We start from the raw sequence: 20785 nt of genomic DNA, 5'->3' as shown, positions 1-20785 counted from the left end.
GTAGTGCTTTACTGGCCCCATCGCGGGCAAGCCCGCTCCCACATTTTTGATTTGTGAACACATTCGAATGTGGGAGCGGGCTTGCCCGCGATGGGGCCTTCCAGGCGCCGCATCAACCCTGCGCCATCTCCCGCAACCTTCCTACATCAAGTATCTCAATCTCCCCATACCCCAACCGCACAACCCCCTGCTCTTGCAACGCCTTGAGCAGCGTATTGGTCGTCTGGCGCGATACCCCCAGCATCGCCGCCAAGTCCTCCTGCGCCAATTGCACCACACGCCGCGAGCCATCGATCTCGCCATAACCCTCGGCGATCATCCACAACCGATGGGCTACCCGCACTGAGGCGGGCGCAAGGCTCAATTGCTCGATATTGATAAAGCTCAGCCGCAACTTCTGGCTCATCAGCAAGGCCATATCCCGCCAATAGGCCGGGCTTTGCGCAAGCAGTTGCAGCATCGCCGCCTGCGGTACCTGCAACAGGGTGCAAGGCCCGACCGCGCACGCGTCGTGGGTGCGTGGCAGGCCGTCGAACACAGCGATTTCACCGAACCAGAAAGGCGCCTGCGCCAGGCTCAACAACGCCTCCTTGCCCTGCTCGTTCACCGCGCTGATGCGCAGGCTGCCCTCCAGCACCGCGTACAGGCCGCACGGTGGGTCGCCACGCTTGAACAGCACCTGCCCCGCCGTCAGCTGCCGCACGCGGGCGTGGGCCAGCAGACTATGCTGCAAGGGAGCAGGCAGATGACGGTACCAGTGGCCGCTGGACAGCCGTCCATGCCAAGACTCTGCGTCCATGAGAACTCCAAAGATTGTCGCCCAGTTGACAGTTTGTCGCAGTCCTACAGGGCATGATCAAGCATCCTACAGGAGGAATAACAATGAAAAGCCTCGTCGACCATCTGAGCCAATACGCCGCCTACCACCGCGACCCGCGCAACATCGCCAGCCACTTTATCGGCATCCCCATGATCGTCGTCGCCGTCGCCGTGCTGCTGTCACGCCCCGAATGGACGGTGGCCGGCCTGTGGCTGTCGCCGGCGGTGTTGCTGGCGTTGTTTTCTGCGGGGTTCTACCTGCGCCTGGAACTGGCGCTTGGGGTGTTGATGAGCGTGCTGATGGGCTTGTCGGTATGGGCTGGGCATGTGCTGGCGGCGCAAAGCACGCTGGTGTGGCTCAGCAGCGGTATCGGCCTGTTTGTGGTGGGCTGGGTGATCCAGTTTGTCGGCCATTACTACGAAGGGCGCAAGCCTGCGTTCGTCGACGACGTGTCCGGGCTGATCGTGGGGCCGTTGTTTGTGGTGGCGGAGCTGGCGTTTCTGGTGGGGTTGCGCCATGAGCTCAAGCGGCAGATCGAGGAGCGGTCGGGGCCGGTGGCCGTGCGTCACAAGAACGCCACGGCCTGAGAGGCACCGGTAATCCCAATGTGGGAGCGGGCTTGCTCGCGAAAGCGCCGGTTCAGTCGGTACATCCAGTGACTGAACCACCGCTTTCGCGAGCAAGCCCGCTCCCACAGGTTTTTTGCAATCTTTTTAAGCCTTTTGCCAGACCTTGGGCTTGAAGAACAACGTCGCGCCCCGCGCCAGCCCGGTGAGGCTGTCGTGGTCCTTCACCACTTCGGCTTCGATCAGTTCGCTCTGGCCTTCGACCTTCAGCGTGATCCGCGTGGTGGCGCCCAGCGGGCGGATGTCGCGCACTTGCGCGGCGTGGTGGTCTTCCAGTTCATGGCGTGACAACGACACCTCGTGCGGGCGGAACAGTACGTGCTGGTCTTCGCCCAGGTGCAGGCGGTTGGAGTCGCCCAGGAAGTGGTAGACGAAATCGCTGGCCGGGTTTTCGTAGACGTCGCCCGGTGAACCGATCTGCTCGATCACGCCCTTGTTCATCACCACGATCCGGTCGGCGACTTCCATGGCTTCTTCCTGGTCGTGGGTCACGAACACCGAGGTCAGGTTGATGTCCTCGTGCAGCCGCGCCAACCAACGACGCAGCTCCTTGCGCACCTTGGCATCCAGGGCGCCGAACGGCTCGTCGAGCAGCAGCACCTTGGGTTCCACCGCCAGGGCACGGGCCAGGGCGATACGCTGGCGCTGGCCGCCGGAGAGTTGTTCCGGGTAGCGATCCGACAACCAGTCCAGTTGCACCATGTTCAGCAACTCGTGAACCTTGGCCGCGATCTGGGTTTCGTTCGGACGCTGGCTCTTGGGTTTCATGCGCAGGCCGAATGCGACGTTGTCGAATACGGTCATGTGGCGGAACAGCGCGTAGTGCTGGAACACAAACCCGACGTTGCGATCACGCACATCATGGCCGGACACGTCTTCGCCGTGGAACACGATGCTGCCGGCGTCCGGGGTTTCCAGGCCGGCAATGATGCGCAGCAAGGTGGTCTTGCCGCAGCCGGAGGGGCCCAGCAACGCCACCAGCTCGCCACTCTGGATATCCAGGTTGATGCTGTCCAGGGCCTTGAAGGCGTTGAAGTTCTTGCTGACGTTACGGACTTCGATCGACATGACTTATTCCTCAGCCGCACCGGCGCGCAGGCGGTTAATTCGGTTCTCGCTCCACTGCTTGAGCAGCAGGATGAAGAGCGCCAGGATCAGCAACAGACTCGCCACCGCAAACGCAGCGACGTGGTTGTATTCGTTGTAGAGAATCTCGACGTGCAGCGGCAAGGTGTTGGTCACGCCGCGAATGTGGCCGGACACCACCGACACCGCGCCAAACTCACCCATTGCCCGCGCAGTACACAGCACCACGCCGTAGATCAGGCCCCACTTGATGTTCGGCACGGTGACATGCCAGAACATCTGCCAGCCATTGGCGCCCAGCAGGCGCGCGGCTTCTTCTTCCTGGGTGCCCTGCTCCTGCATCAGCGGGATCAACTCGCGGGCCACGAATGGCACGGTGACGAAGATGGTCGCCAGCACGATGCCCGGCAAGGCAAAGACGATCTGGATATCGTGATCCTGCAACCACGGCCCGAAGAAGCCCTGGGCGCCGAACATCAGCACATAGACCAGGCCGGCGATCACCGGCGAGACCGAGAACGGCAGGTCGATCAGGGTCACCAGCATGCTCTTGCCACGGAACGAGTACTTGCTCACGCACCAGGCCGCACTGACGCCGAATACCAGGTTGAGCGGTACCGAGATCAGCACCGCAATCACCGTCAGCTTCAAGGCCGACAGCGCATCGGGCTCGAAGATCGCGGCAAAGAATGCGCCGAGGCCGAGCTTGAGGCCCTGGGACACCACGATAAACAGTGGCAACAGCAGGAACAGGGCGAAGATCAACCAGCCAAGGCCGATCAGGATACGTCGCGACACCGCACTGCCACGGCGGGCAGCGTTGGCCGAAGACGCGGCGGAAATAGACGATTGGGACATGTTCCGCGCCTCCTTATGGGTGTTCGATGCGCCGCTGCAACAAGTTGATCAGCAGCAGCAGGACAAAGGAAACCACCAGCATCAGCACGCCGATGGAGGTAGCGCCGGTGTAGTCGTATTGGTCGAGCTTGACCATGATCAGCAACGGCAGGATCTCGGTTTTCATCGGCATGTTGCCGGCGATGAAAATCACCGAGCCGTACTCACCCACGCCTCGGGCAAACGCCAGGGCAAACCCGGTCAGCCAGGCCGGCAGCAGCGCCGGCACGAGGATGTAGCGGAACACTTGCAAGGGCTTGGCGCCGAGGCAGGCGGCGGCTTCTTCGATTTCCCGGGGGATATCGGCCAAGACCGGCTGCACGGTACGCACCACGAAGGGCAAGGTGACGAAGGTCAGGGCCAGGGTGATGCCCAGGGGGGTGTAGGCGATCTTGAAGCCCATGTCGGTGGCGAACTGGCCAACCAGGCCGGACGGCGCGTACAGCGCGGTCAGCGCAATACCGGCCACGGCGGTGGGCAGGGCGAACGGCAGGTCGATCATCGCGTCGATGATCTTGCGCCCGGGGAAGGTGTAGCGCACCAGCACCCAAGCCAGCAGCGTACCGATCACGCCGTTGATCAGCGCGGCGTACAGGGCCGTACTGAAGCTCAGCTTCAACGCCGCCCACACGCGCGGCGCCGAGATGATGGCCCAGAACTGATCCCAGGTGAGTTGGGCGGCGTGGACGAACATGGCCGCCAGCGGTATGAGCACAATCAGGCTGAGGTACACCAAGGTGTAACCCAGCGTCAGCCCGAAGCCGGGTATGACGGGGGAGATACGACGCGACATAAAAGTCCTTGGTTAACAGGTAGATACCACTGCAAGAACAAACCTTTGTGGGAGCCGGGCTTGCCCGCGATGCAGGCACCTCGGTGTATCAGTTACACCGCGGTGATGCTATCGCGGGCAAGCCCGGCTCCCACAGAAAGCTCACGCCTGGCAGCAGTGTGGCTTACTGCGCCGTGTAGATCTGGTCGAACACGCCACCGTCATTGAAGAATTTCGGTTGGGCAGTTTTCCAGCCGCCGAAGTCTTTGTCGATAGTCACTAGGTCCAGTTTCGGGAACTGCTGGGCGTATTTGGCGGCCACATCCTTGTCACGCGGGCGGTAGAAGTTCTTTGCCGCGATCTCCTGGCCAGCCGGGCTGTACAGGTGGTTGAGGTACGCCGTGGCGATTTCGGTGTTGCCCTTTTTCTCGGCGTTCTTGTCGACCACGGCCACGGGTGGCTCGGCGAGGATCGACAGGGACGGCACGATGATGTCGAACTTGTCGGCACCGCCATCTTCCTTGAGGGCCAGGAACGCTTCGTTTTCCCAGGCCAGCAACACGTCACCCTGACCGTTGTTGACGAAGGTAATGGTCGAACCGCGCGCACCGGTGTCGAGGATCGGCACGTGCTTGAACAGTTCTTTCACGTATTCCTGGGCCTTGGCTTCGCTGCCACCGGCCTTGAGGCCATAGGCCCAGGCGGCGAGGAAGTTCCAGCGGGCACCGCCGGAGGTTTTCGGGTTCGGCGTGATCACCGACACGTCATTCTTGATCAGGTCGCCCCAGTCCTTGATGCCTTTGGGGTTGCCCTTGCGCACCAGGAACACGATGGTCGAGGTGTAAGGCGTGCTGGCCTCAGGCAGGCGGGTCTGCCAGTTCTCCGGCAGGGTCTTGCCCAGCTTGGCAATTTCGTCGATGTCGCCGGCCAGGGCCAGGGTTACCACGTCGGCGCGCAGGCCGTCGATCACCGCCCGGCCTTGCTTGCCCGAACCACCGTGGGACTGCTGGATCTTCACGTTGTCGCCAGGGTGGGCCTTTTTCCAGAAGCTGGTGAATTCGGCGTTGTAGTCCTGGTACAGCTCACGGGTCGGATCGTAGGAAACGTTGAGCAGCTCGTAATCCTTGGCCACTGCGGAACCGGCAAACACAGCGCTGGCCAGGGCGGCCAGGGCATAACGGCGAATCGACGACATAGACAAGCTCCTGAAATTCTTGGGTGTTGGCTTTTCTTATAAGTACGGGTCCCGCAATCGAAGCGCCGTGTTGCCTCAGCTCGGTTTGTTGCCCGGGCTCTGCAAGCGGAATTTCTCTTTGCGTTCGATCTGCACCACTTGGGCGTTGTGTACGGTGATTTCCACTGCGCCGAAACGCAGGTCACGCAATGCGCTTTGGATCTCGCGCAAAATGGCTGCTTCGTCCTGGCCGTCAACGCTGCGTAGAGATGCGCTCATGGTCGTGCTCCTGAAATGAGAAGTGCCTGGCAGTGGCGGCACTGCTTGCGGCGTGAGAGCGATAGTAGATAAGCGCGGATATTCTTAAAAATACTATTTAAGAATGTTTATATAACCAGAAAGAATTTTCAGGCAGGGCATGACGTTACACAGAGTGCAGATCCAAATGTGGGAGCGGGCTTGCCCGCGATGGCGGAGTGTCAGCCAATAAATCTGGCACTGATACACCGCTATCGCGGGCAAGCCCGCTCCCACATTTACTGTATTGCGGCCCCGCAGAGAGGTCAGCGGATAGCCGGGGCCCGGGCCCAATCAATGTCCGCCGCCAGCATCGGCCGCCCAAACCAGTAGCCCTGGCCGAGGTCGCACTGGTGATTGAGCAGGAACCGCGCCTGTTCCATTTGTTCGATGCCTTCGGCATGCACTTGCATGCCCATGCTCTGCGCCAAGGCGATGACCACCCGCACAATCGCCGCGTCGTCTTCATCCCACGGCAGGCCGGCGACGAAGCCCTGGTCGATTTTCAACTTCTGCACCGGCAGGCGCTTGAGGCGCAGCAGTGACGAATAGCCGGTACCAAAATCATCGATGGCCAGGCTCAGGCCCAGCTCGCGCAGGCGGTGCAGCTGTTCCAGGGCCACTTCCGGGTCATCCATCACCGCGCTTTCGGTGACTTCCAGTTCCAGCTTCGCCGGGTCCAGGCCGGTGTCGTGCAGCACCTTGGCGACCTGCTCGTACAGTTCGTGGCGGGCAAACAGTCGGCTGGAAACATTTACCGCGAGGAACGACAGCATTTTGCCTTCCTCCAGCCATCGGCACATCTGGCGACAGGCTTGGTCCATGACCCAGGCATCGATCTCGGCGATCAAGCCGGTGCGTTCGGCGATCGGGATAAATTCCGCAGGCGGCACCAGCCCACGCTGCGGGTGCTGCCAGCGCACCAAGGCCTCGACGCCAATCAGGGCGCTGGTTTGCAGATCGTGCACCGGCTGGTAATAGACGCGAAGTTCATGCTGATCCAGGGCGCGGCGCAGTTCGTTGCCGACCTCGATCCGGTTCTGCGCGTGGGCGGTCAGTTCCTCGGTGTACAAGGCGAAGCCTTCACGCCCGGAACTCTTGGCCTTGAACAAAGCGGAGTCAGCGTTGCGCAGCAGTTGTTCGGCACTCAAGGCATCGCTGGGGAACAGGCTGATGCCAATACTCACGCTGACAAACAATTGGTGACCGTCGAACACGAACGGCAGCTTCATGCTGTCGATAATCCGCTGGGCCAGGGCCGCAGCCTGGACCACCTGTGGACAACTTTCCGCCAGCACCGCGAATTCGTCGCCGCCCAGGCGTGCGAGGGTCACGCCGGGGCCGAACAGGCCTTGCAGGCGCTCGCCCACGGCCTTGAGCAACTGGTCGCCTACATTGTGGCCAAGGCTGTCGTTGATGATTTTGAAATGGTCCAGATCCAGCATCAGCAGCGCGCAGCCACGCTTGTGGATCTGCGCCGAGGCCAGCGCCTGCTCGGCGCGGTCGGTGAACAGCAGGCGATTGGGCAGGTCGGTCAACGGGTCGTGGTGAGCCAGATGGGCCAGCTCGCGCTCGGAATGCTTGATCGCGCTGATGTCGGAGAACACTGCAACGTAATGGCTGATCTGGCCCTGGTCATCATGGATGACGCGGATGGTTTGCCACTGTGGGTAAATTTCCCCACTTTTACGGCGGTTCCAGATCTCGCCGCTCCATTCCCCGTCTTGGTTGAGCGTGCGAAACATCTGCTCATAAAAAGCTGGCGAATGACGACCGGACTTGAACAGGCTCGGCTGTCGACCCATCACGTCATCTACCTGGTAACCGGTGATTTCGATGAAGGCGCGGTTGACGTGCACAATCCGCCCGCGGGCGTCGGTGACCAGCACCCCTTCGCGGGTGCAATCGAACACTGCCGCCGCCTGGCGCAGGCGCTCGCGGTTCTCTTTCAACGGTTGCTGGATACGGTGGGTACGGGCGCTGCGGGCGCACAACAAGAAGATAAACAGGGCACTGAGAACCACCCACAGGTAGCCGCGCAGCATCTGCCAGTGGACTATTTCCCTGGGTTCATCGATGAAATTGATAAATACCTGCTGACTGAGCTGTATCCACAAGACGGAAATCAGCAAGTACACCAGCCCCGCACGTAGGGCACCTCGGTATGAAAGCAGCATATGACTAGTAATCCTTACTAAAAAACAGAATCGCCCTACAAAGGCTGCGGATTATAGAATAAGTAACATCTCGTCACTCCTATTCAAAAGGGCGACTGGTTTTATCTGTACGCTTAGTGATAATGCGTGAGCTGTTCTTTTCTTTATCTGAGGGCCATACAGCCTATGTGGTACAACGGTTTTCTTGACTTGTCAGCCTGGCAACTGGTGGCAGTCACTCTGTTGATGACCCACGTGACCATCATCGGTGTCACGGTCTATCTACACCGCTATTCAGCCCACCGCTCCCTGGAGCTCAATGCTGGCCTGAAACACTTCTTCCGCTTCTGGCTGTGGTTGACCACGGCGCAGAACACCCGCGAGTGGACCGCCATCCACCGCAAACACCACGCCAAATGCGAAACCGTCGACGATCCCCATAGCCCGGTGATCAAGGGCCTGTCCACGGTCCTGCGCAAAGGGGCCGAGCTGTACCGCGCCGAGGCGGAAAACCCCGAGACCCTGCGCATCTACGGCAAGAACTGCCCGGACGACTGGATCGAGCGCAAACTCTACACCCGTTATCCGCTGCTGGGCGTGGCCCTGATGGGCGTCATCGACGTGCTGCTGTTCGGCACCATCGGCATCACCATCTGGGCGATCCAGATGATGTGGATCCCCTTCTGGGCCGCCGGTGTGATCAACGGCCTGGGGCATGCGATCGGCTATCGCAACTTCGAATGCCGCGACGCGGCGACCAACCTGGTGCCGTGGGGCATCATCGTCGGTGGCGAAGAGCTGCATAACAACCATCACACCTACCCCAACTCCGCCAAGCTGTCGGTGAAAAAGTGGGAATTCGACCTGGGCTGGGCCTGGATCAAGGTGTTCAGCTTCCTGCGCCTGGCCAAGGTTCAGCGGGTCGCGCCGATTGCCCACCGGGTTGAAGGCAAGGGCCACCTGGACATGGACACCGCCATGGCGATCCTCAACAACCGCTTCCAGATCATGGCCCAGTACCGCAAGTTGGTGATCGCGCCGTTGGTCAAGCAGGAACTGGAAAAGGTCGATCACTCGGTACGCCACCAGTTCCACCGCGCCAAGCGCCTGCTGTCGCGCGAGACCAGCCTGCTGGATGAGCGCCACCACCTGCGCATCCAGAGCATGCTGGAGCACAGCCAGGCCTTGAAAGTGATCTACGAAAAGCGCCTGGCGCTACAGCAGATCTGGCTCAAGACCAGCAGCAACGGGCATGACATGCTCGCGGCAATCAAGGAATGGGTGCACGAGGCCGAAGCCAGCGGGATCCAGTCCCTGCGCGACTTTGCCCACCAGTTGAAAACCTACTCCCTGCGCCCCACCGCCTGACCTCTGCAGGAGCCGGCTTGCCGGCGATGAGGCCTTTGAACTGTGCAGCAGATTCAAGGCCGCCATCGCTGGCAAGCCAGCTCCTGCAAGGCCCGGGTATGTTTCCAGTTGGCGCCCACAGTTTTTTGGCGTCATTTCACAGTCGCCGAATATTCCCTCTCAATCGCGACTGATAACGGAACTTAGCTGCAATTCCCCTCTCTCAAACAACACTTCGCCATCCTGGCGGGCTTGTTTTGACTGCTGTTCGATGCTGCGGCATGTCCAGAGAGAATTGTGCCGATGGTCCACGAAACGGACTCCCCAACGCCCACCACACCCGACTCGACGGATACGTCGCGTCCAGCGCCTGCCGCCACCTTGCTGGCATTGATGCACGCCCAGGGCGAAGTGGAGCGCCTGAGCGAGCGCGAACAGCTGTTGAGTTCGCTGCTGGTGAGTGTCAACGCCGTACTCTGGGCCATCGAGTGGGAAACCCGGCGCGTGCTGTACGTGAGCCCTGCCTATGAGCGCATCTTCGGGCGCTCGGCCAGCCTGCTGTTGGCCGAACACCGTGGCTGGCGTGACAGCATCCACCCCGAAGACCAGCAATATGCCGAGCAAAGCCTGGCCCAGGTACTGGAGTTGGGAGCGGTCGAGGACCGCCAGTACCGCATCATCACGGCGGACGGGCAGATCCGCTGGCTCAGCGACAAGTGCTTTACCAACCAGCAGGCTGCCCCGGGAAAACCGCTGATTGTGGTGGGCATCGCCGAAGACATCACCGAAAAGAAGCACCTGGAACTCGAACTGCAGCGCCTGGCCACCACCGACGTGCTGACCCGCAGCAGCAACCGCCGGCACTTCTTTGAATGCGCTCACCACGAATTCGAACGCGCCTGCGCCCAAGGCCTGCCCCTGGCCTTCCTGTTGCTGGACATCGATAACTTCAAGAACATCAACGACACCTACGGCCACCTGGAGGGCGATCAGGTGTTGCTGCGTATCGCCGAGAGCGGTCGCGGGGTATTGCGCCGTGGCGACCTGTTCGGGCGCATTGGTGGCGAAGAGTTTGCTGCGGTACTGCCGGGATGCGCGCCGGAAAGGGCCATGCAAGTCGCCGAACGCTTGGGGCAGGAAGTGCGGCAACTGAGTTTCAGCCATGAAGGCCAGCCCTACAGCGTGACCGTCAGCCAGGGCCTGGCCAGCCTCACCGCCGAAGATGCAACCCTGGACAGCCTCTTCGCCCGCGCCGATGCGGCGATGTATGAAGCCAAGCGCCAGGGCAAGAACCGGGTAATTGCCAGCTGAAGTCGCCGAAGATGGCCAAATAAAGCCCCCCACGCGGCATCTCGGCCAGACAACAAACCTAGGGGCACCACAAAACAAATGTAGGAGCTGGCTTGCCTGCGATGGCGGTGTATTTGCCAGCCGTGCAGTGCCTGGCCCGCCGCCATCGCGGGCAAGCCCGCTCCCACAATGGGGGGCGGTGAGGCGGGAGGCTTGGAGGCACCACAAAACAAATGTGGGAGCTGGCTTGCCTGCGATGGCGGTGTGTCTGCCAGCCGTGCAGTCTCTGGACCGCCGTCATCGCGAGCAAGCCCGCTCCCACAATGGGGGGGGCGGTGAGGCGGGAGGCTTGGAGGCACCACAAAACAAATGTGGGAGCTGGCTTGCCTGCGATGGCGGTGTGTCTGCCAGCCGTGCAGTGCCTGGCCCGCCGTCATCGCGGGCAAGCCCGCTCCCACAATGGGGGGGCGGTGAGGCGGGAGGCTTGGGGGCACCATAAAACAAATGTGGGAGCTGGCTTGCCTGCGATGGCGGTGTATTTGCCAGCCGTGCAGTCTCTGGACCGCCGCCATCGCGGGCAAGCCCGCTCCTACAGGGGCGGTGGCTGCCTGGCACCGCGCCTACATAGGCTTGCGGATGCGCATCAGCTCCGAAACCCCGACCTTGAGCAACCGCGCCGTCTTGCCCTTGGCCAACGCCTCGACACCTTCATGCTCGGTCAGCCCTGCCAATTGCGCCGCCATGTTCATCACCAGCGCCTCTCGGGAATACACCCCGCCTTCCAGGGAATAGCTCGCCGCGATCAGTTGGCGTAGTTCCAGGGGCAAGCGCCAGCGCGTACGCAGCGCCGAGCCGTAGCCGGCACCGAAGGTGGATAACGACTCGCCAATCAACTCATCGTCCAGTTCACCGCCGCCCTGGCGCCACTCCTGCAAACTGCGCAGCAGCGCAAGGTCGCCCAGGCGGTGGAGGATACCGGCGCTGTAGCAGCGTTCGTGGTCAAGGTCGAGCATGCGCGCCAAGGAGCGGGCGTATTGCGCAGTCTGCTGGGACAGTTGCCAATGGCGTTCGGCGTATTCCATCAGGCCGGGATCGCCAAGGATCACGTTGTGCTTGAGGGCTAAGCCAAGGATCAGGTTCATGCTCTGCCCGGCTGCCAGCTTGTGCAGGGCCATGGACAGCGTCTGCACCGGCGTGCCGTGATGGCCGGCGCTGTTGGCGGCGGCGATCAACACGGCGGTGATCTGTGGATCGGTTTTTACCTGCTCTTCCAGTTGCTTGAGATCCAGGCCTTCCGGCGCCAGGCTGCGTTGTACGGCAGCCTTGACGTCAACCCGCAACGGCGCGCCGTCCGACAGCTCGCGGCGCCGCTCTAGGAACACCGGCAAGGTCATGCCCGCGGCCAGGGCCGGGACCTCGCAATACACCGTTTCGCCTTCATTGAGCAGCAGGTCCTGCAGGCGTTGCGTAAGGCCTTCCATGTTCAAGGGTTTGGTCAGGTAAGCAGTCGGCGCCAACGGCAACACTTCGCGCACGCTGGCGCCGTCATTGCGCGTGCTCAACAGGATAAACGGCAAGGCCGGCACCCGCCGACGCTGACGCACGCTGCGCAACAGGCTCAGGCCATCAACGCCCGGCAGTTCCCAGTCGGCAATGATCAAATCGTAGGGTTTGTCTCGCAACAACTCGGCGGCTTGCTGCCCGTCGGCGCACACATCCAGCCGCGCGTCGCAGCGCACATTCAACAACACCTGCTTGAGCAGATCCCGCGACCAGGGGTCGGTCTCGGCAATCAGCACACGGGGTACAGCAGGTAAATCAACAGCAGTCATGCAGCACGCTCCATCGGCAATCCTTGCACCTTAGACAAAGGAAGCGCCCGCGTACAATGAACAAGGCCTGAATCGGCGCATAGCCCACAAAAAAACCCGCCGAAGCGGGTTTTTCCTGTCGATCGAGTCAGCCTGCGCTTACAGCTCGCAGAAGCACTCTTCGATGATCGCCAAGCCTTTGTCCAACTGCTCGTCCGGCGAGGTCAGCGGGACCAGTACGCGCAACACGTTGCCGTAGGTGCCGCACGACAGCAGGATCAGGCCCTTGTCACGCGCCTTGGCCACGACGGAGGCAACCGCCGCAGCGTTCGGCTTGTGGCTGTCGCCATTCTCGAACAGCTCGACCGCGATCATCGCACCCAGGGCACGCACTTCACCGATCACCGGGTACTTGGCCTGGATAGCCTTGAGGCCGGTCACCAGGCGCTCGCCAACAGCCTTGCAGCGGTCCAGCAGGTGCTCTTCTTCGAACACCTCCATCACCGCCAGGGCCGCGGCGCAAGCGATCGGGCTACCGGCATAGGTGCCGCCCAGGCCGCCTGGGGCGATGGCGTCCATGTATTCGGCCTTGCCGCACACACCGGCCAGCGGGAAGCCGCCAGCAATGGACTTGGCGAAGGTGGTCAGGTCGGCGGCTACGCCCATCTGCTCCATGGCGAAGAAGGTCCCGGTACGGCCGGCACCGGTTTGCACTTCGTCGGCGATCAGCAGGATGCCGTGCTTGTCGCACAGTTCGCGCAGGCGCTTCATGAAGGCTTTAGGCGCGACGTAGAAACCGCCTTCGCCCTGCACCGGCTCGATGATGATGGCCGCGATATCACGCGGCTCGGCATCGTTTTTGAAGATACGTTCGATGCTGGCGATGGAATCGTCGATGCTCACGCCGTGCAGCTCGTTCGGGTACAGCGCACGGAAGATGCCGCCCGGCATCAGGCCCATGCCAGCGGAGTACGGCACGACCTTGCCGGTCAGGCCCAGGGTCATCATGGTGCGGCCGTGGTACGCGCCAGTGAAGGCGATCACGCCGGCACGGCCAGTCGCGGCACGGGCGATTTTCACAGCGTTTTCAACGGCTTCGGAACCGGTGGTGACCAGCAGGGTTTTCTTGGCGAAATCACCCGGGACCTTGGCGTTGACTTTTTCGCACAGCTCCACGTAAGGCTCATAGGCCAGGACCTGGAAGCAGGTGTGGGTCAGCTTGTTCAGTTGCTCGGTCACGGCCGCGATGATTTTCGGGTGCAGGTGACCGGTGTTCAGTACAGCGATACCGCCGGCGAAGTCGATGAACTCGCGACCTTCAACGTCGGTCACCGTGGCGTTCTTCGCGGATTCGGCGAAGATCGGGTGAATCTGGCCAACACCGCGCGGTACAGCGGCTTCGCGGCGTTTCATCAAGGAAGCGTTAGTCTTGTTGCTCATAAATTCCTCATTCGCCACTCATCGGGTGGCGCGGTCCAAGGATTACGTGGCGGGGAGGCAACTACGCCAGCATGCGATGATCGACTGCCACAGCTTTCCCGGCCACTTCGAATAACGGTGTGAAACACGCAAAGGGACAGCGCTCTCGTGCCCTTTGCGTTTACAGCGATACCTTGCCGGTTAGATGCCCAGGCAGAGGTATTTGATTTCCAGGTAATCCTCGATCCCGTACTTGGAACCTTCACGGCCCAGGCCCGAAGCCTTGATCCCGCCGAACGGTGCCACTTCGTTGGAGATCAGCCCGGTGTTGACGCCGACCATACCGTATTCCAGGGCCTCGGCCACACGGAACACACGGCCCAGGTCGCGGGCATAGAAGTAGGACGCCAGGCCGAACTCGGTGTCGTTGGACATGGCGATCACTTCGGCTTCGTCTTTGAAGCGGAACAGCGGCGCCAGCGGGCCGAAGGTTTCTTCCTTGGCCACAGCGGCGTTTTTCGGCACGTTGGTGAGGATGGTCGGCTCGAAGAAGTTGCCTTCCATGACCTTACCGCCAGCCAGCAACGTCGCGCCTTTGCTCAAGGCATCGGCGATGTGTTCCTGGACCTTGGCCACGGCTTTTTCATCGATCAGGGGACCGGTGGTGGTGCCGTCTTCCAGACCGTTGCCGATCTTCAACTTGGCCACGGCCGCTTTCAGTTTTTCAGCGAACGCGTCATACACCGAGTCCTGGATATACAGGCGGTTGGCGCATACGCAGGTCTGACCGTTGTTGCGGTACTTGGAGATGATCGCGCCTTCGACGGCCTTATCCAGGTCAGCGTCGTCGAACACGATGAACGGCGCGTTGCCGCCCAGCTCCAGGGAAACTTTCTTGATGTCCTTGGCGCATTCGGCCATCAACTGGCGACCGATTTCAGTCGAGCCGGTGAAGGACAATTTACGCACGATAGGGTTGCTGGTCAGCTCGCTGCCGATATCGCCGGCGCTGCCGGAAACTACGCTGAACACGCCGTTGGGGATGCCGGCACGCTGGGCCAATTCGGCCAGGGCGAACGCCGAGAACGGGGTTTGCGACGCAGGCTTGAGGACCATGGTGCAACCGGCGGCCAGGGCCGGGCCGGCTTTACGGGTGATCATCGCGGCCGGGAAGTTCCACGGCGTAATGGCGGCGGTGACGCCGATCGGCTGCTTGATCACGATCAGGCGCTTGTCCGGCTGATGGCCAGGGATCACGTCACCGTAGACACGCTTGGCCTCTTCGGCGAACCACTCGATGAACGAAGCGGCGTAGACGATTTCGCCCTTGGCTTCGGCCAGCGGCTTGCCCTGCTCCAGGGTCATCAGGCGCGCCAGGTCATCCTGGTTCTCGATGATCAGCTCGAACCAGCGACGCAGCTTGTTCGCCCGGTCCTTGGCGGTCAGTGCGCGCCAGGCCGGCAAGGCCTTGTCGGCGGCTTCGATGGCACGACGGGTTTCGGCGGCGCCCATCTTCGGCACGGTGCCCAGGATCTCGCCAGTCGCGGGGTTGTTGACCTTGATCGTTTGACCGTTGTCCGCATCGACCCAAGCGCCATCAATAAAGGCTTGCTGGCGGAACAACTGGGTGTCTTTAAGCTGCATGTCGGCTTTCCTTAACAGCACCGCGCGCGCGCGGGGCAAATTAGAGTTGTTGAAAGGCGCCTCGAAGGCTGCCGTCAGGGAAATCAGTCACTGGGCGCAAGCTGAAACATCGCGCACGGGAGACAGAGCGTTTGAAATCTCAAACGAATCCTAGGATCAATGGGGGGGCAGGGCAATAGTCTGTTCGAAAAAAAGAACGAAAACGGCGCATTAGCCGGATTATTCTGACAAGCGTACGACAGCCCGATTCAACGCCAACGACGCACACCGCCCGGTACAGAGCCTCCCTACTCCAGAATCCCACCGGCAGACGGCCAAAAACCAGCATGGACGCCCAAGGTCGACATGGGTATGATGGCGCCCGCACAAGCATCCGTAGCTCAGCTGGATAGAGTACTGCCCTCCGAAGGCAGGGGTCGTGGGTTCGAATCCCGCCGGGTGCACCATACAAACAAAAAGCCCCAGGTCTTGCGACCTGGGGCTTTTTTGTGGGCGCTGGTTCAGCGTTTTTGCAACGCTTCCAGCCGAGCCGGCAGGTCTTCGTCGGGAAAGCGCGTGTGCAAGTCCAGCAGCTTTTCATCCGCCGCCCTGCTCTCGCCCGCCTGGCGCAGGCGCACGATTTCCTCAAGCCCTTGCTCCAGGGACTGCGGTTTGGCGGCCATCTGCTTGCTCATTTTGGCCATGGGCTCGTCAGCCATGGCACTTGCCATCTCAGCCTGGACGGGCGCGCTGTCTGCCTGTGGCACTAGCGCCAGGCGAGCCATCGGCGCGGGGGCGGCTGGGGCGGACAGTGCCTGTGGCGGCGGCGCGGCGGCGTACTGGGCGGTCTCGGGCAGGTTGAGTTCGGGCACTGGCGAGCGCAGTACTACGCCAATCAACAGTGCGACCCCGGCCACGGTGGCAAAGGCCATCTGCCAGCGTGGTCGTTGGCAGGCTTGCAGCCAGCGTTGCCACAGGCTTGGCGCGGGCGTGGGGGCTTCGCGGCGGGCGGCGGCGAGGATGAAGGCGTCGAGGGACGCGGGTGGCTCGCTGGCGCTGTGTTGGCGAAAGTGCTGGATCAGCCCTTCGTCAGTCGGATCCTGGGGGTGTCGGGAGTCAGTCATACGGGTACCTCCTCGGCCAGCAGCCGACGCAGTTTCTGCTGGGCGTAACGCAAGCGGCTTTTTACCGTTTCCAGTGGGCTGCCGGTGAGGGCGGCGATTTGCGGCAGTTCCAGCTCGCCATGCAGGCGCAGCATGAAGACTTCGCGCTGGTCTTCGGGCAGGTCTTGCAACGCTGCTTCCAGGCGGCCCTGGTCGCGGCTCAGGCTCAGTTGTTGCTCGGGGCCGGCGCTGTCGTCGGGCTTGGCGTGCAGCTGTTCGTCGTAGCTGTCGTGCAGCGGGTTGTGGATGCCGTGCTTGCGCCAATGATCGATCAGGCGGTTGCGGGCAATCTGGAACAACCAGGTACGAAAACTCGCCCGGCCTTGTGGCTCGGTAGTGCTGCGGATCAGGCTGAGCCAAGTGTCCTGGTAGATTTCCTCGGCCAGTTCGGCCTTGTTGCAAAGGCCCACGAGGAACCGGTAAAGGCCCTGGCGATGCCGGGCGTACAGGGTCTCGAACGCAGCAGCATCGCCGGAGCGGTAGCGGGCCAGCAGCGATTCGTCGCTGGGTGGATCGTCTGGTACGGCCATATCAGGTGGCGAACTCCTTTCGATGGATCAATGCAGATTAGCTGTGGGAGCCGGGCTTGCCCGCGATAGCGGTGGATCAGGCGCTATTTTCGGCGCTGACCCACCGCTATCGCAGGCAAGCCAGCTCCCACAGGGGATCTCTGTTGTGGGCAAGATCAGTGTTTGAGGCTTTGGGCCAGTTCCACCAGTTGTACGAATTCATTGCGCAGCCCGTAGGGGTCATCACCACGGGCCGAGCGGGCCAGGGTGGCGGTGTCTTTCAGGCTCATGGTGCCAGTGTAGCGGCCATCGCCCTTGAGCTGTTGGGCGAAGGCGGCCACGGCTGCCGCGAAGCGCAGGTCGTTGCTGGCAGCCTGCTGGGTGCTATTGATCGGGTGTTCGATCAAGCGACTGCTGCCTCCCGCCGCCGGCTTGTAGCGGACCCGCAACATCGCCAGTTCTGCAGCGTTACCCTCGGCAGCCGGCGCCGGGGCATAGCGCAGCGGTTCCAGCCAGCCTTTGGCGCCCTTGGGTACGATTTCATACAGCGCCGTCACGGTATGCCCGGCACCGATCTCGCCCGCGTCCACCTTGTCGTTGCTGAAATCCTCACGCTTCAAGGCGCGGTTTTCATAGCCCAGCAGGCGATATTCGCTGACTTGGGCCGGGTTGAATTCCACCTGCAGTTTCACATCCCGCGCCACCACGGCCAGGGTCGAGCTGAGTTGTTCCACCAGCACCTTGCGCGCTTCGCGCAGGTTGTCGATATAGGCGTAGTTGCCATCGCCCGCGTCGGCCAGTTGTTCCATCAGGTGTTCGTTGTAGTTGCCCACGCCAAACCCCAGGGTGGTCAGGGACACCCCGGTTTTGCGCTGGTCCACGGCCATTTGCTTGAGGCTGTCGAAGTCGCTGATGCCGACGTTGAAGTCGCCGTCAGTGGCCAGCAGGATGCGGTTGATGCCCTTATCGATAAACCCTTCGCGGGCCATCTGATAGGCCAGTTCGATACCCGACGCACCCGCCGTCGAGCCGCCGGCGGTCAATTGGTCAATGGCGTTGCGGATTTTTGCCTTGTCACGCCCGGACGTGGGTTTGAGCACTACCCGCGATTCGCCGGCATACACCACCAGGGACACGCGGTCCTGAGCACGCAGTTGGTCCACCAACAGCTTGAGGGTGCTTTTAACCAGCGGCAGGCCTTCGCGACGGTCCATGGAACCGGACACATCCACCAGGAACACCAGGTTGGCCGGCGCCAGCTCGGCCACGGCACGCTCGGAGGCCTTGATGCCGATACGCAGCAGGCGCGTGTTGGGATTCCAGGGGGCGGGCGCGACTTCAGTGGTCACGCCGAACGGCGAGCCGTCGGTCGGCAGTGCGTAGTCGTAGGGGAAGTAGTTGACCATTTCCTCAAGTCGTACAGCGCCTTCAGGCGGCAGTTGACCTTGGTTGAGGAAGCGTCTGACATTGGCGTAGCTGCCCGTGTCAACATCGACGCTGAAGGTAGAAACCGGGGTTTGGGCAACGCTGTGCACCGGGTTGTCCGGCAGGTGCTGATACTGCTCACGCGGCTCGGCGCGGTATTCCATAGCTACTGCGTCATGCATGGCCATCGGTGCCGGCATTGCCATTCTTTTGAGCATGGTTCCCTGAGCCTGGACGGGCTCGCTTTGCAGCTCGGGGACAGCAACCGCTTCGGGTGCCTTGGCTTCGTCACGGGATGACAGCCCACACCCGGCAAGTGCCACCAGCAAGGTCACGGCAAAGCCCTGGGCAGCGGGGCGCAGGAAGAGAAGAGGACGGGACATGGGTTGAACCTCGTGAGTGAATGGTGCGTTCACAAGGTCAGACGTTAGAAATGGGCGGTTCGGGTTAACTCCCGCTCAGCAAGTGGCGAGGGGGCTTGTCCCCCGCTGGGCTGCGCAGCAGCCCCAACCCTGGCCCCTCGGTGTATCTGATATAGCTCGATGGGTCTTAGAGGGGCTGCTGCGCAGCCCAGCGGGGGACAAGCCCCCTCGCCACAGCAGCCCCCTGGCCACAAAAAACCTCCTCACTACAAGGAGGCTCTTATCAGTCCGAGCCGTACTTGGGCGAGCGCGGGCCGTACAGCAGGCCGGTGCGTTGCCCGGCCGACAGCAGGCGTGCGCTGGTGATGCCGGCAATCGGATGCGCTGCGTCGGTGGAGCTGTTGATCACTTGCTTGACCGCCGCCGTGATCAGCATGCCCACCAGGCCGCCACCGTTGTTGTTGCCTTCCTCGCTGGATGCCCGCGCCGAACCGGTCCACAAGGTGGTGCCAGTACGCAGGTCGACCAGTTTGGCCGAGGCCGTCACCGAGGTGTCGCTGGTGACCAGCATGTACTTGGTGCCGTATTCGCTGACGGTGATGTACAGCGCCGCGTCCGCGCCGAAGATCTCATGCAGCTTGCCCGGTGCCACGGCCTGGATATCGTTGGCGGTGGTCAGGCCGTTCTGGCGGAAGGTTTCATCCACCAGGGCAATCGGCATCACGTAGTAGCCGGCTTCGGCCAACGGGTAAGTCACCTGCGATACCAGGCTGTAGGACGCCTGCACTTCAGGGGATTCGTTGATCGGTGGCAACACCAGGATCGACTTCGGCCGCGCCTGCTTGTACGCCGAGTAATCGACGGTCTTGGGCGCCGCGCAACCGCCCAGCAAAGCCAGGGCCAGCAAGGCGCCGGTGATTTTCAGCAGGCTCATTTGACGTCTCCGGCCTTGGCGTTCTTCAGCAAAAAGTCCATGTAGGCGGCCGACTCAGGGAACAGCGCCTTCTCGGTGCGAAACTGCTGCACCATCTGGTCATCCTTGCCCATGCTCAGGTACAGCATGCCCAAGTGGGCGTGGTAGCCCGGCGGGGCCTGGCGGCCACTGGCGTTGATCTTTTGCAGGTCGCGTTCCAGCGCTTCGACCTGGGCTTCCTTGGGCTCGCCCTTGAAGTACTCGTAAACCTGTGGCTGGTAGCTTTCCCATTGATACAGGGGTTTGGGTGCCGTCTGGCACCCTGCAACCAGCGCGGTTGCTGTCAGCATCAGCGCCAACTTCACTGCCTTGCTCATCCGTGTACTGCTCCTTGAAAACAACTAATCAGTTACGCGGGTTCCAGGCGCCGGCGTTGATGCCGTCCACCAGGCGATTGATCGCTTCGCGCATAGCCAGGTCCAGGACCTTGCCATTGAGGGTGGAGTCGTAGCTGGCGGTGCCGCCAAAGCCCACGACTTCGCGGTTCGACAGCGCGTATTCACCGGCGCCCTGGGTGGAATACACCACTTCGGAAGTGCTGATGTTGACGATATTCAGGTTGATCTTGGCGTAGGCCACCTGGGTCTTGCCACGGCCGAGGATGCCGAACAGTTGGCGGTCGCCGGTCTCTTTGCGGCCGAACTCGGTCACATCGCCGGTCACCACGTAGTCAGCGCCCTTGAGGTTTTGCGCGGTGCCTTTGATTTTCGCTTCCTGGGAGATTTCGCCCATGTTGTCGCGGTCCAGCACGCTGAAGCGGTTGGTCTGCTGCAAGTGGGTGATCAGGATGGTCTTGGCCTGGCCACCGAGGCGGTCCACGCCATCGGAGAAGATCCCGCGCATGTAGCTGGAGCGGTTATCGAACTTGCCCACGGCAATCGGCACACGTACGCCGGAATAGGCGACGTTGGCGCTGGCGACTTTTTCGATCGGCAGTGCGCGGGAGCTTTCGGTGGCGCAACCGGCCAGGGACAGCACTGCTGTAACGGTAAGGCCGGACAGGAGGATTTTTAAGAGTGATTTCACGTGGTGCTC

At 61.8% G+C, this 20785-nt stretch carries 19 protein-coding genes and 1 tRNA gene; 4 read left to right on the top strand and 16 right to left on the bottom strand.

Translation table 11 applies throughout. The features are described 5' to 3' along the window. Positions 1–112: 112 nt before the first annotated feature. Positions 113–799, bottom strand: coding sequence for a Crp/Fnr family transcriptional regulator (locus tag C5F71_RS13875; RefSeq protein WP_029299492.1), 687 nt, complete (start codon positions 797–799; stop codon positions 113–115). An 83-nt stretch (positions 800–882) separates the two neighbouring features. Here C5F71_RS13875 and C5F71_RS13870 point away from each other — a divergent pair, with 83 nt between their 5' ends. Continuing rightward, positions 883–1407: a DUF962 domain-containing protein gene (locus tag C5F71_RS13870; RefSeq protein ID WP_029299490.1), complete on the top strand. Its 525-nt coding sequence runs from the start codon at positions 883–885 to the stop codon at positions 1405–1407. A 126-nt stretch (positions 1408–1533) separates the two neighbouring features. Here the strand turns inward: C5F71_RS13870 and C5F71_RS13865 are convergent, their stop codons facing one another. The 6 genes from C5F71_RS13865 to dibA form a co-directional block, all read right to left on the bottom strand. Further along, positions 1534–2514 carry a sulfate/molybdate ABC transporter ATP-binding protein gene (locus C5F71_RS13865; protein WP_029299488.1) on the bottom strand — a complete coding sequence of 327 codons (981 nt, stop codon included), beginning with the start codon at positions 2512–2514 and terminating at the stop codon, positions 1534–1536. A 3-nt stretch (positions 2515–2517) separates the two neighbouring features. Further along, positions 2518–3390: a sulfate ABC transporter permease subunit CysW gene (gene cysW / locus C5F71_RS13860; protein ID WP_029299486.1), complete on the bottom strand. Its 873-nt coding sequence runs from the start codon at positions 3388–3390 to the stop codon at positions 2518–2520. Positions 3391–3403: 13 nt separating this feature from the next. Further along, positions 3404–4222, bottom strand: coding sequence for a sulfate ABC transporter permease subunit CysT (gene cysT, locus C5F71_RS13855; RefSeq protein WP_029299485.1), 819 nt, complete (start codon positions 4220–4222; stop codon positions 3404–3406). A gap of 163 nt (positions 4223–4385) precedes the next feature. Continuing rightward, positions 4386–5396 (bottom strand): sulfate ABC transporter substrate-binding protein, encoded by a 1011-nt coding sequence (locus C5F71_RS13850; protein WP_029299484.1) that lies wholly within the window; start codon positions 5394–5396, stop codon positions 4386–4388. Positions 5397–5471: 75 nt separating this feature from the next. Next, on the bottom strand, positions 5472–5654 hold the full coding sequence (oscA, locus tag C5F71_RS13845; RefSeq protein WP_029299482.1) for a sulfur starvation response protein OscA: 183 nt from the start codon (positions 5652–5654) through the stop codon (positions 5472–5474). Positions 5655–5938: 284 nt separating this feature from the next. Beyond that, on the bottom strand, positions 5939–7849 hold the full coding sequence (gene dibA, locus C5F71_RS13840; RefSeq protein ID WP_070996178.1) for a phosphodiesterase DibA: 1911 nt from the start codon (positions 7847–7849) through the stop codon (positions 5939–5941). A 165-nt stretch (positions 7850–8014) separates the two neighbouring features. Between dibA and desA the strand changes: the two genes are divergently transcribed. Both desA and C5F71_RS13825 read left to right on the top strand, forming a co-directional pair. Further along, on the top strand, positions 8015–9196 hold the full coding sequence (gene desA / locus C5F71_RS13835) for a delta-9 fatty acid desaturase DesA (RefSeq protein WP_029298885.1): 1182 nt from the start codon (positions 8015–8017) through the stop codon (positions 9194–9196). Positions 9197–9478: 282 nt separating this feature from the next. After that, positions 9479–10486 carry a sensor domain-containing diguanylate cyclase gene (locus C5F71_RS13825; RefSeq protein ID WP_104911331.1) on the top strand — a complete coding sequence of 336 codons (1008 nt, stop codon included), beginning with the start codon at positions 9479–9481 and terminating at the stop codon, positions 10484–10486. A 599-nt stretch (positions 10487–11085) separates the two neighbouring features. Here C5F71_RS13825 and C5F71_RS13820 read toward each other — a convergent pair. The 3 genes from C5F71_RS13820 to gabD form a co-directional block, all read right to left on the bottom strand. Beyond that, the gene (locus C5F71_RS13820) at positions 11086–12297 is read right to left on the bottom strand and encodes an HDOD domain-containing protein (RefSeq protein ID WP_104911330.1); all 1212 of its coding nucleotides are present in this window, start codon (positions 12295–12297) and stop codon (positions 11086–11088) included. A gap of 138 nt (positions 12298–12435) precedes the next feature. Further along, positions 12436–13716, bottom strand: coding sequence for a 4-aminobutyrate--2-oxoglutarate transaminase (gabT, locus tag C5F71_RS13815; protein WP_104911329.1), 1281 nt, complete (start codon positions 13714–13716; stop codon positions 12436–12438). 180 nt (positions 13717–13896) lie between these two features. Beyond that, positions 13897–15339 (bottom strand): NADP-dependent succinate-semialdehyde dehydrogenase, encoded by a 1443-nt coding sequence (gabD, locus tag C5F71_RS13810; protein WP_029298877.1) that lies wholly within the window; start codon positions 15337–15339, stop codon positions 13897–13899. Positions 15340–15708: 369 nt separating this feature from the next. On the opposite strand from gabD, the gene C5F71_RS13805 reads away from it, so the two are divergent. Continuing rightward, positions 15709–15785, top strand: a tRNA-Arg gene (locus C5F71_RS13805). A 54-nt stretch (positions 15786–15839) separates the two neighbouring features. Here the strand turns inward: C5F71_RS13805 and C5F71_RS13800 are convergent. From C5F71_RS13800 to C5F71_RS13775, 6 genes are all read right to left on the bottom strand, one after another. After that, complete coding sequence (locus C5F71_RS13800; protein ID WP_104911328.1) at positions 15840–16442, bottom strand: hypothetical protein; 603 nt, start codon at positions 16440–16442, stop codon at positions 15840–15842. Then, positions 16439–17011, bottom strand: a complete 573-nt coding sequence (locus C5F71_RS13795; RefSeq protein ID WP_070995863.1) for an RNA polymerase sigma factor — start codon at positions 17009–17011, stop codon at positions 16439–16441. Before C5F71_RS13795 ends, C5F71_RS13800 begins: the two co-directional genes overlap by 4 nt. A gap of 155 nt (positions 17012–17166) precedes the next feature. After that, positions 17167–18798, bottom strand: a complete 1632-nt coding sequence (locus C5F71_RS13790) for a VWA domain-containing protein (RefSeq protein WP_104911327.1) — start codon at positions 18796–18798, stop codon at positions 17167–17169. Positions 18799–19060: 262 nt separating this feature from the next. After that, the gene (locus tag C5F71_RS13785; protein ID WP_029298845.1) at positions 19061–19711 is read right to left on the bottom strand and encodes a DUF799 domain-containing protein; all 651 of its coding nucleotides are present in this window, start codon (positions 19709–19711) and stop codon (positions 19061–19063) included. After that, positions 19708–20067 (bottom strand): DUF4810 domain-containing protein, encoded by a 360-nt coding sequence (locus tag C5F71_RS13780; RefSeq protein WP_029298843.1) that lies wholly within the window; start codon positions 20065–20067, stop codon positions 19708–19710. Before C5F71_RS13780 ends, C5F71_RS13785 begins: the two co-directional genes overlap by 4 nt. Positions 20068–20095: 28 nt before the next feature. Next, positions 20096–20776 (bottom strand): CsgG/HfaB family protein, encoded by a 681-nt coding sequence (locus tag C5F71_RS13775; protein WP_092232635.1) that lies wholly within the window; start codon positions 20774–20776, stop codon positions 20096–20098. Between the last annotated feature and the right edge of the window lie 9 nt (positions 20777–20785).

The sequence above is a fragment of the Pseudomonas sp. LG1D9 genome, from assembly GCF_002949995.1.
Classification (GTDB): Bacteria; Pseudomonadota; Gammaproteobacteria; order Pseudomonadales; family Pseudomonadaceae; genus Aquipseudomonas; species Aquipseudomonas proteolytica.
This window is presented reverse-complemented; position numbering and strand designations above follow the sequence as displayed.

Coding starts and splice junctions, on each gene's coding strand:
- C5F71_RS13875 (WP_029299492.1), bottom strand. CDS start 799: ATGGACGCAGAGTCTTGGCATGGACGGCTGTCCAGCGGCCACTGGTAC.
- C5F71_RS13870 (WP_029299490.1), top strand. CDS start 883: ATGAAAAGCCTCGTCGACCATCTGAGCCAATACGCCGCCTACCACCGC.
- C5F71_RS13865 (WP_029299488.1), bottom strand. CDS start 2,514: ATGTCGATCGAAGTCCGTAACGTCAGCAAGAACTTCAACGCCTTCAAG.
- cysW (WP_029299486.1), bottom strand. CDS start 3,390: ATGTCCCAATCGTCTATTTCCGCCGCGTCTTCGGCCAACGCTGCCCGC.
- cysT (WP_029299485.1), bottom strand. CDS start 4,222: ATGTCGCGTCGTATCTCCCCCGTCATACCCGGCTTCGGGCTGACGCTG.
- C5F71_RS13850 (WP_029299484.1), bottom strand. CDS start 5,396: ATGTCGTCGATTCGCCGTTATGCCCTGGCCGCCCTGGCCAGCGCTGTG.
- oscA (WP_029299482.1), bottom strand. CDS start 5,654: ATGAGCGCATCTCTACGCAGCGTTGACGGCCAGGACGAAGCAGCCATT.
- dibA (WP_070996178.1), bottom strand. CDS start 7,849: ATGCTGCTTTCATACCGAGGTGCCCTACGTGCGGGGCTGGTGTACTTG.
- desA (WP_029298885.1), top strand. CDS start 8,015: ATGTGGTACAACGGTTTTCTTGACTTGTCAGCCTGGCAACTGGTGGCA.
- C5F71_RS13825 (WP_104911331.1), top strand. CDS start 9,479: ATGGTCCACGAAACGGACTCCCCAACGCCCACCACACCCGACTCGACG.
- C5F71_RS13820 (WP_104911330.1), bottom strand. CDS start 12,297: ATGACTGCTGTTGATTTACCTGCTGTACCCCGTGTGCTGATTGCCGAG.
- gabT (WP_104911329.1), bottom strand. CDS start 13,716: ATGAGCAACAAGACTAACGCTTCCTTGATGAAACGCCGCGAAGCCGCT.
- gabD (WP_029298877.1), bottom strand. CDS start 15,339: ATGCAGCTTAAAGACACCCAGTTGTTCCGCCAGCAAGCCTTTATTGAT.
- C5F71_RS13800 (WP_104911328.1), bottom strand. CDS start 16,442: ATGACTGACTCCCGACACCCCCAGGATCCGACTGACGAAGGGCTGATC.
- C5F71_RS13795 (WP_070995863.1), bottom strand. CDS start 17,011: ATGGCCGTACCAGACGATCCACCCAGCGACGAATCGCTGCTGGCCCGC.
- C5F71_RS13790 (WP_104911327.1), bottom strand. CDS start 18,798: ATGTCCCGTCCTCTTCTCTTCCTGCGCCCCGCTGCCCAGGGCTTTGCC.
- C5F71_RS13785 (WP_029298845.1), bottom strand. CDS start 19,711: ATGAGCCTGCTGAAAATCACCGGCGCCTTGCTGGCCCTGGCTTTGCTG.
- C5F71_RS13780 (WP_029298843.1), bottom strand. CDS start 20,067: ATGAGCAAGGCAGTGAAGTTGGCGCTGATGCTGACAGCAACCGCGCTG.